The sequence below is a fragment of the Pedobacter sp. KH_004 genome, assembly GCF_057840755.1.
In genome coordinates this window covers 2,418,875-2,432,115 of sequence record NZ_CM174519.1, presented here as the reverse complement: position 1 = coordinate 2,432,115, position 13,241 = coordinate 2,418,875, and the positions used below count along the sequence as shown (strand labels likewise).

Below are 13,241 nucleotides of genomic sequence, written 5' to 3'. Positions count from 1 at the left end.
ATGCCACAATTTTTCCTTGTACTATTGAAAACTAATCTGGTGCTGATTTTATTTTCGGCTACCTATTATCTTGTGCTTAGAAGATTGACGTTTTATTCCTTAAATCGTGTTTTTCTTGTTTTTGGAATTGTTTTTTCATCAGCCTATCCATTTATCAATTTAACAGATTCCTTTTCCGGAAAACAACCAATTCCTGGTTTCATTCCACAATTAAATCAAAATCTCAATCAACTTATTCAGCAAGATTCAGTTTCAGTCTTCTGGTATTCTTTAAGTGTGCTTTTTTATATAGGTTTTTTGTTAATGGCAGTAAGGCTATTGATCCAATTTGTATCACTCCGTCAGATGCATAAAAAATCTACACTTGGTAAGGTACGAGATTTTAATGTCAGGATTTTGAGTGAGCAAGTAAGTCCCTTTACTTTTTGGCAAACAATTTATATCAATCCGGCATTACACCAAGCTCAGGATTTAAACAATATTCTAGAGCATGAAAAAGTACACGTTGAGGAATTGCACACTTTGGATATCATTCTTGCAGAAGTTTGCGTGGTTTTTTACTGGTTTAATCCTGGTGTTTGGTTGATGAAAAAGGCTGTTAGGGAGAACATCGAGTTCATTACTGATGCCAAAATACTGAAAAAAGGTATTGATAAAAAAGCTTATCAATATAGTTTGTTGAATGTGGGAAGCTTACAACCGTCTATTGCCATCGTGAATAATTTTAATCTTTCAGACCTTAAAAGGCGAATTAAGATGATGAATGCTAAACGTTCGTCAAAAGTTAATCTTTCTCGTTATTTATTGGTTTTACCAGTTTTACTTTGCGTTACACTGGCCTTTACTATAGATAAGAATGCTGTTCAGAAAACGATGGCACCGCTAACTACAATGATAAAAAGTACTTTGCCAAAGCGTAATATTCAATTTATCATCAAGAAGCCAGAGAAAACCAAACGAAAGATTGATGTTGAATCTACTCAGGAGTTAAAGAAAGGAGTTGATTCCGTAAAAAAAATGACCTTCGTTTTTAAAACACATTTTGAAACTACCGATACGAGCTATCAATCTATTTCAAGCGAGTTGGATAAGCTTGTTGGAAAAGTGATTGATCTGAGATCTGCTAAAGGTGCACAAACAAAAACAATGGTGCAGCATTTCACTTTTAAAGATAGCTCAAGAATTGATCCGACTATAATGGGTGTTTTTTTGCGAGATGTTGATGGACCGAATACCTACAAACCGATAAAAGCCACTGTTAATAAAGTTTTGCTGATAAAAACCCACAGTAAGGCTGCAAATGATCAAAATGGAACAGAAATAACGCCCAAATCTGTTGGGGAAACAGATTATTATATTAACGGGGTCAAAGCTACTCATGAAGATTTTAAAGGTATTGACCCCAATAATATTTTAGCTATTAAGGTTTTGAAGGGGAATAACCCGGCAATACAAATTACAACTAAGCCATAAAATTTTAATAAACTTTTCTCATTTTCTTTCATGGTGAGTCTGTCAATATGCTTTAGATCAATTTATAATTTTCTTTTTGACAATCTCCATTGATATTTATTCTCCTTGCTAACCATCATTTTTAGCGAGCTCCAAAAAATCTTCGGACTTCTATTAGTTCAGTGATTTTTCCTTGGCTAATTTTGATAGCGATTTATCTAACGGTTAATCTTTGCGATTTAAACCAATTGGATCTATTTAAAAGCTGAATGTCGCTTTTAGCATCGCCACCCTTCCAGGGATAAGATAAGTTCCTGTGGTGAGAGAATTTGCCGAAATGTAAATGGCATCGAATTGTTTGATGTTCGCTAAGTTTGTTACCCCAAATTCAAGATCTGTTTTAAACTTCAGTATTTTGTATTTTACATTTGCGTCGGCAAATAGATAATTCAAATTCGATTGGCTGGCCTGGTGTGTAAATAAATGTTCAGCAGATAAATTCAGGTAAACATTACTAACGGTGGCGATAGCCAGCGATGTTTGTTGCCTTAATTGCTGAAAATTGGTAGTGATTGCATTTGCAACCTCAGCTTTGTTATTGGTAACGGAGTAAATAGCATTGTACGACCAGTTCATAAACTTCGTCAACTTAGCTTCAATTCCTGCTTTGTACGACATTGTTTGGGTATTGAATGGTAAAAGTTCATTATTTTGAAGTTGGCTATATCTACTTTCTGAATAGTTAAGGCTGGCATTAGCTGTGCTTTTCAAAGCGAAAATATATTTGCTTGCGTTTGCAGTGACGAACAGATTTTTTACATGATTTTGTAACGGTAATACCATTCGCTGTTGAATATTATTACTCAAGCTGTAAGACGAAATAGTATTAAGTTTAGTGTTGCTGTATCCCGCTGACGTATTAAAGAAAAACATCTGCATGGCTCTCCTAAAGTTAAACTCGCCGCGAAAGCTATGTGTTTCTGATTCAGAAATGGGGGCATTATTTGCAAATAACGAACGGTAGTTTTTTAAAACTGTGCCACGGTACACGTCATCAATTCCACCGAGATCGTTTTTATAGAAGTAGTTAGCAGAAACATAGTTTTCGATCCCTGTTTGGTATTTAATATTCAAGGATGGATTTAGAAAAAGTTTAGTCAAACTATTATTCAAGGCATTTACCGGATCGTTGTAGTTGATATGGTTATAACTAAAAGGCAGAGTCAATGCTGCTTTTAGTTTATCATTGGTGTATTCGTAAGTGGCATCAGCGTAAGCTCGTCCTTTAAACCAGTTTAAATCATTTACTGTATTCTGCGAAACGAGTTCGGAAGTTTGATCTTTCTGGATACGATAAAGTTCAGAATCTAAATTTTGCTGCTGAAGATTAAACCCCACCTTAAAGGTTTGGGCGAAACCACCCTTAACAAAAGCAAATGAAACGTAATTGTTAGTGTACCAAGTGGGCAATTTGACATATTGATTTAAGCCCAGATAACTATTACCATTATTAAGGATGTCGGCATTTAAACCTGGCGAAATATTCAAAGTTTCTGGTTGCGATGTCTTGTTTAAATAGGAGTAAAGGTTAATTATATTTTCGGATTTTAATTTCTTGCGGTAATTGAGCTCATTAGAAATATCGAAGGTTTTTTGCCATAAATCTTGCTTCGCCGCCACATTATTGATAGAGAAAGCTGAAGTGGTTTTAAATGGCAGGTAATCTAAAGAGAAATTATTGTTAAAGTAATCATTTTCTGCGTTCTTGTTCAAATTAAACTGCGCTCTTAATTTCTGCGGGTTAGTCTTATTGTTCTGAAACTCGGTGTAACTAAAAATTTGATTTCCTAAATAAGTTTCTGAAAACTTATTGTATTGTTGCCTATGGTCATCGTAGAGGTAAGAAATGTTTGCCCTTAACTGTAAATCCTGATTAAACTTATATAAACTATTGAGATTTACAACACCAGCCTTGTTGAACAGATATCTGCTTTGAGGCAATGAAGGTACTCCGGCTACGCCGGTAGATAGTAAGCCATTTGGTTTAGTATTATCTAAACGTTTCTGGTAGTCAGAAAAATTGTGGGAGGTTAAATCTATACCTGGGTCAATGCCAATGTTGTTGCCCTTAATGTTGTTAATAAACTTCAATTTTTTGTTGAACAACATCGCGGTTAAGTTTTCATCAAAGCGATTTGGTGCTCCAGCACCTATGGTAGCGTCGCCCATTACCCTTAGTTTCGCCTCATCTTTAAGCACGAGGTTTAGTGCAACATCATCACTCATATTGTTTTTGCGCATCATTTTAATCGGCTGATCATTTTGGATCACTTGTACTTTATCAACCGCACCCTGTGGAATGCTTTTCGTACCGATATTATACTTGTCATCAAGCAAGTTGTCACCATCTATATACAAATTAGAGATGGATTTGCCATTATAGCTAATTTTTCCATTTTCTGCCACTTCAATACCTGGCATTTTTTTAAGTACATCGCCAATAGTACGGTCTTGCTTATCTACAAAATCGGATGTTTTATAGTTTAGTGTATCTCCTTTAGTGGTTAACAGGGGACGATTTTTGACTATGACCGTTTCTAAATTAGTTTCACTTGCTTGTAAAACCAGATCCTGATTCCTGTTAATATCCTTAATAGCAATGCTTTGTTTTTTATAGCCGATGCTCGATGCTTCAATGCGATAACCAATAATCTGCTCATTTTTAACGACTAGGTTAAACGCACCGTTTTTATTCGTCCTGGTAAAACTAATTATATTTCCTTCATTATCTTTTAGGTTCACATTTACAGATTCGATAGCCTTGCCTGTATAGTCTTTCACACTTCCTTTGATGATTTTTTGAGCAAAAGCTACTGCTACACCAGAAAAAAACATCAGTGTAATCAAAATGACCGCTCTCATTTTTTCTCAGGAATTTCTATAGGATTATTGATTTCAGGCTTAATTATTGGCTGACCGATAGGCGTAGATACGCTTCTTTTAAAGGTTCCTTGGATGCCATTTGCAGCCATTTGAGCTTGCATAAAGCCTTCAGGGTCTTTATCTCGGGCTGCTTTAAGTTTATCAAGATCCTTTCGCGTTGTTTTTATCGCATTGGCAGGCAGTCTAATTTCCGACCCTAAGTAAGCGGTATTAGTTTCTATTCCTGCAATTCGCAGAGTTCCTGTTGAACCATTTGGCATGGTAATTTTTTGATCTCCATCTGAAGCATTTTTCGCATCATCTGCGATTACGTTTTCAAGTCCGGCAAATTCAAATTTTACTTCTTTCTTTTCATCATACGCCTCAATTATTAAACCTGGTAAACCATTTAGTTTCCACGGACCGCTTTGAAAAGGAATATCGGTAGCGTACCAGGCAATCCAATTTCTGCCTTTAAAATTAGCCGTGGCTTTTTGGCAAGGGATACCCGAAAAATTCATGGTATCTTTTGTTATCTTCCAACCTATTTGTGGCGCCGTTTCTTCAATCAAATAATTATTAAGCAGTTTTTCTTTGCTAAACATTTTACCTTCGTTGGCAAAAAAGAAATAATCTACAGCGGAGGTTGGCGATTTCATTTCACTTTTAATTTCGATTTTCATGCTATTGCTGCCTGTTTGGTTTTTAATCTGCTCTTCAATTTGCTTTTTCGCATTTAAAGCTTGATTCAGTTTATCATAGCTTGTATACACAGAAGCGTTTTTTCCAGTAACCAGCAACATGTTTTCTTTGTGCGGCTTGTCTTTTTGTGTGGTGTCTTGAATGTGGGTATAGGTGTATCTCACTCTGGCAAGTGCCTTATCAGGGTTTTGAGCAAATGTTGAAATGGCAAATAATGCCATCACTGAGTAGATGAGGATGCTTTTCATAAATTTGGTGCAGCTAAGTTCGTTATTTAATTTTCGTAAATCTACGAAATATTCGTAATAAAGAAAGTAGTTTAACATTTTTTAACTAATAGCAAGTTTTTAGTTTAAGCGTTTTGATTTGGAAATGAATGTTTGGTTGTTTGCTGCGGTATTCAGTCCCGCTTTCACTGCAATCTTTTAAACAACTTCTATCATGCTGGCACGAAGCATCTGTTTATAAGTTGCAGATGCTTCGTGCCTCAGCATGACAAAAGTATTTAAGGTAATGTACTTAAAAAGTATTTTCGTTCAATCCGGTTTATAAACAAAGGCATGTTTTCTATAGCAGCGCATTTAATAAAATTGTTTGTAAAGTGCGAGGGGGAGGGAACAACAGTTTGAAATACTGGCCTGCGTAAAATAAACCTGATGGTAATGAAAAGCCCGAAGCGCAGCGAGGACTTGGAATAAATAGTAGGGCAGGAGTAATCTAATATATTCAGGTTTTGCTTTCCAAATCGTATCAAAAAGATATTACAATTCGATCTTGAAATCCGGTAATCCTATAAATCTTGGTTTCGTAGGATTATAGTTAAAAATATTTTCGATATGTGTTTGTGTGTTAATTGAATTTGTTCTATATTTGCACCTCGTTAAATAAAAATTAAAAAACTAATATTTAAACAATGTACGCAATAGTAAATATAGCAGGGCAGCAATTTAAAGTTGCTAAAGACCAGCACCTTTTTGTACACAGATTGCAAGGAGATGAAGGCGCTAGTATTGAATTTGATAATGTATTGTTGGTTGATAATGGTGGTGCAATCACTGTAGGAGCTCCTGCGGTTAAAGGTGCTAAAGTTTCAGCTACTATCGTATCTCATTTAAAAGGTGATAAAGTAATCGTTTTCCACAAAAAACGTAGAAAAGGTTACAAAAAGAAAAATGGTCACCGCCAGTTTTTCACAAAGATTCAGATTTCTGATATCACGTTATAATTCATTAGTTAACCAATAATTCGCTTTTAGCGAGTTAAAAAATATAAAATCATGGCACACAAAAAAGGAGCCGGTAGTTCGAAAAACGGACGTGAATCGCATAGTAAGCGTTTAGGTATTAAAATTTTCGGTGGTCAGTTAGCGATCGCTGGAAACATTTTAGTACGTCAACGTGGTACAAAACACCATCCAGATAAAAATGTTGGTTTAGGAAAAGACCATACATTATTCGCTTTGATTGATGGTACTGTAGTTTTCAGAAAGAAACAAGATAACAAATCTTATGTATCTGTTCTTCCTATCTCTGATGCTGAAATAGAAGAAGCATTAACTAAAAAACCAGCTGTTAAAAAAGAAGCTGCTGCTGTAGAAGTTCCTGCTGAAGCTGCTGCTAAAAAAGCACCTGCTAAAAAAGTTAAAAAAGACGAAGCTACTGAAGAAGCTGCTGTTGCAGAATAATTAATTAGTACTAATCGATATTTGAAGAGTCCTGATGAAAATCAGGACTTTTTCTGTTTATAGGAAAATGTATAACTTATCATCTGCTACAATTGACGACCGTTCTTAACATTATTTATATTGATTTTTGTGAAATAAATTATCCCTCAGCTTGACTGGGCATCTAACTAAAATAGAAGAGCATTTCTGTCTTCTATTTGCATTACGATTCCCGTTTTCACGAGAGTTACGATTTATGAAGTATCGTTTTCTCTATTGAAATATAAATTATTTTGCAACAACCCCTTTCTAAATAATCAAAATGAAGACGTTATATGTGCTAGTATTCTCTAGCCATTAGCTGATTAGTTAATGTGAGCAGATTGTTTTTTTGCTCAGTGCTCACATTAATTTGCTCAAAAAAGTTTAATGCCTTGTCCAGGTAGCTATTCATCGTTTGTTTAGCAATATTTTGAATATCCAAAGTATTGTAAACTGAAGTTACTGTTGCGACTTTTTCCTTAATGTCAAAATCTTTATAACCCGTCCAGGTATCTAAAGACTCCTTGATGTCGCCTTCTGCCAGTTCAAATGCTTTTAGTAGTAAGAATGTTTTTTTGTTTGCGATAATGTCTCCGCCAACCTGCTTTCCAAACTTTTCAGGATCAGCATAAACATCCAGAATATCATCCTGTAATTGAAAAGCAATTCCGATGTTTTCTCCAAACTGGTAAATCAAATCAGCATCTTTTTCTGAAGCCCCTGCAATGATCGCACCTAACTTTAAAGCGCCACCCAGCAGAACTGCCGTTTTTAACCTGATCATATTGATGTATTCTTCAATACTAACATCATCACGGCTTTCAAATTCCATATCGAGTTGCTGTCCTTCGCAAACGCCTTGAGCCGTTGCGTTAAAAGTATCTAAAACATCTTTCAGGAAGATTGGATTAACCTTGGCTAGGTTTTTATTTGCCTCAACCATCATCACATCTCCACTTAAAATAGCCGTATTGGTGCTCCATTTCTCGTGTACGGTTGCTTTACCCCGACGCAGAGGCGCATTATCCATTATGTCATCATGCACCAACGTAAAGTTATGAAAAACTTCAATTGCCATGGCTGCATGGATGGAGTCGTGAGCATCCTTACCAAATAGTTCGGTTGCCATTAAAACCAGAAGTGGCCTAACTCGTTTTCCGCCCAGGTTAATGATATAAGTTATCGGATCGTAAAGCTGTTTAGGCTGATCAGGAAACTTTAAATTTTTTATTGCTGTATCTAAGATTTGTTGTAGTTGTTCTGTTGTATGCATCTTTTACGTAAACACGGTGTCTTTGGGCACGAATGTCTTAAATTATTAATCAGGAATAAGGGTGAAATCAATTTGTCGTTTAGAAAGGTCGACTTTCTTTACCCGAATCATCACTTCATTACCAAGTTGATATTTTTTCTTTTTTCTTTGGCCAACAATGCAATAATTTTTCTCATCGAGTACATAAAAATCGTCAGAAATATCACGTAAACGAATCATTCCCTCACATTTATTTTCTTCGATCTCAACATACATACCCCATTCGGTAACTCCAGAAATAATCCCTTTGTATTCAGTACCAATATTGTTTTCCAGGTATTCGGCTTGTTTGTATTTAATTGATGCTCTTTCTGCATCAGCAGCACGTTTTTCCATTGCAGAAGAATGAGCACATGCTACTTCGTAAAATTCTGCATCAGCAGATTTACCACCATCTAAATAGGTTTGGAGCAGCCTGTGTGCCATTACATCGGGGTAACGACGGATTGGTGAGGTAAAGTGGGTGTAGTATTCAAAAGCCAGGCCATAATGACTCGTCTTTTTAGTTGAATAAATTGCTTTCGCCATTGACCGGATGGCCAATGATGTTAATATATTCTGCTCTTTCTTTCCTTCTACATCAGCCATTAAATGGTTGAGCGATTTCGCTATTTCCTTATCCGATTTCGTATTGATTTTATAACCGAAACGGGATGCAAATGTGGCGAAAGAAGTGAGGTTTTCCATATTTGGCGAATCGTGAACCCGGTAAACGAAAGTTAGTTTCTTTTCGCCCTTTTGCTTTTTAGCCACAAATTCTGCCACTTTTCGGTTGGCTAAAAGCATATAATCTTCAATTAATTTGTGTGCATCTTTCCGCTCTTTTACATAAACTCCGATTGGTTTGCCAGATTCATCAAGCTTAAACTTTACTTCGGTACTTTCGAAACTGATGGCACCATTTTTAAATTTACGATCACGCAAAATATAAGCAAGCTCGTTAAGTTTTAAAATTTCTGTGGCGTAATCACCAGCTTTATTTTCTATTACTTCCTGCGCCTCTTCATAGCTAAAACGTCTATCAGAATGAATGATAGTCCGCCCGTACCATTCAGCTTGAATATTGGCCTGCTCATCGAGTTCAAACACTGCAGCAAAACACAATTTGTCTTCATTTGGACGAAGCGAGCAAACGCCGTTACTTAAACGTTCTGGCAACATTGGGATTACGCGATCAACCAAATATACCGACGTTGCACGACTGTAGGCTTCTTTATCTAAATCAGTTCCCTGAATAACGTAATGAGAAACATCAGCAATATGAACCCCAATTTCATGGTTTCCATTCGGAAGTTTCTGATAGGAAATAGCGTCATCGAAATCTTTAGCGTCTGCAGGATCGATGGTGAAAGTAAGTATATTTCTAAAATCTTTACGCTTTGCAATTTCTTCCGCAGGAATTTCCTCGGGGATTGCATTTGCCTCTTTTTCTATCTCTGGTGGAAATTCTAACGGAAAACCATATTGAGCCAAAATAGCGTTCATTTCGGTGTTGTTTTCACCCTGGTTCCCTAATACATGTTTTACAATACCAATAGGATTCTTAGCGCTTTCCGGCCAATCAGACAAGGTTACTAAAACCCGTTGACCGTTTTTTGCATCCAACGTATCAGCCAATGGTACAAAAATGTCATGCATCATCTTTTTATCGTCAGCGATAACAAATGCAAATCGATCGGATATTTTAATTACACCCGTAAAATCTGACTTGGCCCGTTTCAGGATTTCTACAACCTCGCCTTCATTTTTTCGTCCACTTTTTTTGGCAAATACATAGGCTTTGACGGTATCGCCATGCAACGCATTTTTCAATTTCCTAGGCGCTACGAAGACGTCTTTCTCAAATTCGTCTTCCGGAACGATATAGGCAGAACCATCAGCGGTCATATCGACAGTTCCGATTATAAAATTCTGAAGATCTTTAAGCTTGAATTTCCCTTTTTCTAGTTCAAGGAAAATACCGGCGCCTTTGCCTTCTTTTAATATTTCCAGGATGGTTTCTCTTGATTCCTGATCATTAAGATTTAATTTAGCTGAAACCTGTTTATAGTTAAGAACCTGATTGTTGTTTTTTTCAAATACATCACTAACCAATTGATTTAGAACCAATTTTATATTTGCCGATTTCTTCTTTGCCATACGCTAAAACTGAATTTACCGAAGATACAGAAAAGATATAAACGATGGTTAATGTGTGGTGTAAAATGGATGACGAATGACGTAAATAAACACTGAAATTTAAGACATAATAGCTGGAATTAATAAGGTTGCGGTATAGCCATTATTTATCTCACATCATTACATTTTCAAGAAAGAGCCGAGGCAAATGCATTAAAATAATTTTGTCTTGGCCAGACAGGCCTTCCGCTTTTTCTTGATAAAAAGCCGAGCAAAAATCAAGGCTTGCCATTATTTTGGTAAAAATTCGTCAAACCACAATGAAAATAATTTGAGGCCTCCCTCTGCTTTTATGCCACCACACGGCTGAAAATTATTTTGGACACTGCAGTTTGAACGGTTTTTAAATTGGTTTCAACGTTTTTCCCTCAAAATAATGGCTAGGACAATGCGCTTTTGGCTGTTGTAGAGATATTATTTAAGTACATCCATACGTAGTGCTCAGTTGTAATACGTTTGCCCTGCATTAAGAGCCAGGTATCGCCTCAATTAGTTTTTTGGTGTATGCTGCCTTTGGTGCATAGAAGATTTGTTCCGGAAAACCTTCCTCTTCAATTTTACCTTTATTCATTACTAAAATACGATCTGATATATGTTTCACCACCGCTAAATCATGTGAAATGAAAATGTATGTCAAACCGAATTCGCGTTGAAGATCTCTAATTAAGTTCAGTACTTGCGCTTGTACAGAAACATCCAATGCCGAAACGGATTCATCACAAATAATGAATTTTGGTTCTAAAGCCAAAGCTCTGGCAATGACCACACGCTGCCGCTGCCCACCGCTAAATTCATGGGGATAACGGTTAAAATGCTCCTCTTTTAAACCTACCTTGTTCAATAGTTCCAGCACTTTTTGCTTTCTTTCTGCATCATTTTTGTATAAACGATGTACTTGCAGGGGCTCTAAAATTGATTGGCCAATGCTAAGTTTTGGGTTTAAGGAGGCATATGGATCTTGGAAAATAATTTGAATATCTTTTCTTAATTTCCTCAATTCAGATTTGCTGATTTTTGTGATATCTTGACCGTTGAACATGATACTTCCTGATGTAGGTTGAATCAATCGTAAAATTGTCCTGCCAAGAGTTGTTTTACCACAACCAGATTCTCCGACCAAGCCTAAAGTTTCTCCGGGAAAAACCTCAAAATTAATCTGGTCTACTGCTTTCACGTAATCGAAGGTTTTTCCAAACAGACCATTGTGAATGGGATACCAAGTGCAAAGTTCTTTAACCTGAAGCAAAGGTTTTTTAGCGTAAAGTAATGCTCTACGTGAGGCAATTTCTTCTTCCGTTAACTGGTTAGATGCGTTGAGGTGTGCATTTGCATCGGCAATTTTTCCGGTTAAAAAATCGGCTACAACCGGCAGTTTCTTCAATTGCAAGCTAGGAGAGGGGCGACAAGCTAGCAAGCCTTTCGTGTAAGGGTGTTGAGGATTTTCAAAAATTGATTTTGCTGGCCCTTGCTCGACTATTTCGCCTTTGTACATTACAGCAACCTCATCTGCAATTTCATTTACCACACCTAAATCATGCGAGATAAAAATCATGGCCATGTGCCGCTCTTCTTTCAGCTTTAAGAGCAATTGAAGAATGGTTTTTTGAACCGTAACATCGAGGGCAGTGGTAGGTTCATCAGCAATTAAAAGTTTTGGGTTGCAGCTTAAAGCCATTGCAATCATCACCCGTTGTTTTTGTCCACCAGAAATTTGATGCGGGTAACTATCAAATATTTTTTCTGGTCGCGGCAATTGAACCTCATTAAAAAGGTCGATAGTTTTTTCTTTAGCCGTTTGTTTATCAACTTTTTGGTGAAGTATGATGGCTTCTGCCACTTGCTCGCCACAGGTAAAAACAGGATTCAATGAAGTCATTGGTTCCTGAAAAATCATCGAAATCTGATTTCCCCTTATCTGACGGATTTCATTTGAACTTAAGTTGAGCAAACTGATATCTTCAAAATCAATATCGCCGGTAATTTTAGCCGAGCGTTCATCATGCAAACGCATAATGGAAAAAGAAGTTACGGATTTGCCCGATCCAGATTCTCCGACAATACCCAAAACAGTTCCTTTTTTAACGTTAAAACTGATTGTTTTAACTGCTTTAAACCAGGTTTTTTCTTCTTGATTGTAGAAATCGATATTTAGATTTTCAACGTTTAGCATCAGGATACAATGGTAATGTTTTCTGCTGAAATAATATCCATTCCTTTAAATTTTAGTAACACTTGAGCAGTAGTCACTACATCTTTTTGGCAATAGGTTACAATTCTATCCAAATTTTTGCTCTTCATAATAAACCTGCCTAACCTGGCTTCCATCAATGTCGTCTTTTGGCGATGGAATATTCAAAATTGTAGCTAATAAATTCAACGAAGTGAAGTGTTTATGATCGCCAAACTTCCACATTTCCATGGTATCCAGGTGATTAATTTCCCAGGGTTTCTTACCTGAGATATCTAGTTGAGTTGGAATTTCTAAGCCGTTGATCAGCAGTCGTCTGCAGATATAAGGATAATCAAATTCTTTTCCGTTATGGGCGCAAAATGCCAATGTAGGCACTTGCCTGTTAATTAGGTTAGAAAATTCTGTTAAAATTTCTTTTTCGTCGTGGCCATAAAATGATTTCAGACGTAAGGAATACGATTTTTTTTGATAGCTGAAAATCCCTAAACTGATACAGATGATCTTTCCAAATTCGGCTAAGATGCCAGCTCGCTCGTAAAATTCGTCTGCGCTTTGATCAGCTGTCCTTTGAAAATGCGTTTTCTGCTCCAAAAGCTCTTGTAAATGAGGAGGAACATCACTGAAGGATGGATATTGAGGAACTGTTTCAATATCTAATACTACAACCTGACTTAAATCGAGCGTTTTTAGCATGAAACAAGATACTAATTTTATGAATAATCAAAAAGCAATACCGAATTTTCAGTGAAAATATCTTCAATTAATCAATCTAACAATCT

At 36.5% G+C, this 13,241-nt stretch carries 10 protein-coding genes; 3 read left to right on the top strand and 7 right to left on the bottom strand.

The features are described from left to right. Complete coding sequence (locus tag AC3ITD_RS10390) at window positions 1-1,473, top strand: M56 family metallopeptidase (RefSeq protein ID WP_265800325.1); 1,473 nt, start codon at window positions 1-3, stop codon at window positions 1,471-1,473. A 237-nt stretch (window positions 1,474-1,710) separates the two neighbouring features. Here the strand turns inward: AC3ITD_RS10390 and AC3ITD_RS10385 are convergent, their stop codons facing one another. Together AC3ITD_RS10385 and AC3ITD_RS10380 are read right to left on the bottom strand one after the other, a co-directional pair. Continuing rightward, window positions 1,711-4,374, bottom strand: coding sequence for a TonB-dependent receptor (locus tag AC3ITD_RS10385; RefSeq protein WP_489366263.1), 2,664 nt, complete (start codon window positions 4,372-4,374; stop codon window positions 1,711-1,713). Further along, a complete protein-coding gene (locus AC3ITD_RS10380) occupies window positions 4,371-5,324 on the bottom strand; it encodes a GLPGLI family protein (RefSeq protein ID WP_265800327.1) in 954 nt (317 codons plus the stop codon). The genes AC3ITD_RS10385 and AC3ITD_RS10380 overlap by 4 nt, the downstream gene beginning before the upstream one ends. Window positions 5,325-5,989: 665 nt before the next feature. On the opposite strand from AC3ITD_RS10380, the gene rplU reads away from it, so the two are divergent. Both rplU and rpmA read left to right on the top strand, forming a co-directional pair. Next, the gene (gene rplU / locus AC3ITD_RS10375) at window positions 5,990-6,301 is read left to right on the top strand and encodes a 50S ribosomal protein L21 (protein ID WP_010601215.1); all 312 of its coding nucleotides are present in this window, start codon (window positions 5,990-5,992) and stop codon (window positions 6,299-6,301) included. Between the two features lie 51 nt (window positions 6,302-6,352). Beyond that, complete coding sequence (rpmA, locus tag AC3ITD_RS10370; protein ID WP_265800329.1) at window positions 6,353-6,760, top strand: 50S ribosomal protein L27; 408 nt, start codon at window positions 6,353-6,355, stop codon at window positions 6,758-6,760. Window positions 6,761-7,079: 319 nt separating this feature from the next. On the opposite strand, the gene AC3ITD_RS10365 is transcribed toward rpmA, so the two are convergent. The 5 genes from AC3ITD_RS10365 to AC3ITD_RS10345 all read right to left on the bottom strand — a co-directional run bounded on the left by AC3ITD_RS10365 (window position 7,080) and on the right by AC3ITD_RS10345 (window position 13,155). Next, window positions 7,080-8,054, bottom strand: a complete 975-nt coding sequence (locus AC3ITD_RS10365; RefSeq protein WP_265800331.1) for a polyprenyl synthetase family protein — start codon at window positions 8,052-8,054, stop codon at window positions 7,080-7,082. A gap of 45 nt (window positions 8,055-8,099) precedes the next feature. Next, window positions 8,100-10,232 (bottom strand): ribonuclease R, encoded by a 2,133-nt coding sequence (rnr, locus tag AC3ITD_RS10360; RefSeq protein WP_489366259.1) that lies wholly within the window; start codon window positions 10,230-10,232, stop codon window positions 8,100-8,102. A gap of 505 nt (window positions 10,233-10,737) precedes the next feature. Further along, complete coding sequence (locus tag AC3ITD_RS10355; protein ID WP_489366257.1) at window positions 10,738-12,441, bottom strand: ABC transporter ATP-binding protein; 1,704 nt, start codon at window positions 12,439-12,441, stop codon at window positions 10,738-10,740. Further along, window positions 12,441-12,569, bottom strand: a complete 129-nt coding sequence (locus tag AC3ITD_RS10350) for a hypothetical protein (protein WP_489366255.1) — start codon at window positions 12,567-12,569, stop codon at window positions 12,441-12,443. Before AC3ITD_RS10350 ends, AC3ITD_RS10355 begins: the two co-directional genes overlap by 1 nt. Next, window positions 12,547-13,155, bottom strand: coding sequence for a 3'-5' exonuclease (locus tag AC3ITD_RS10345; RefSeq protein ID WP_489366253.1), 609 nt, complete (start codon window positions 13,153-13,155; stop codon window positions 12,547-12,549). Before AC3ITD_RS10345 ends, AC3ITD_RS10350 begins: the two co-directional genes overlap by 23 nt. Between the last annotated feature and the right edge of the window lie 86 nt (window positions 13,156-13,241).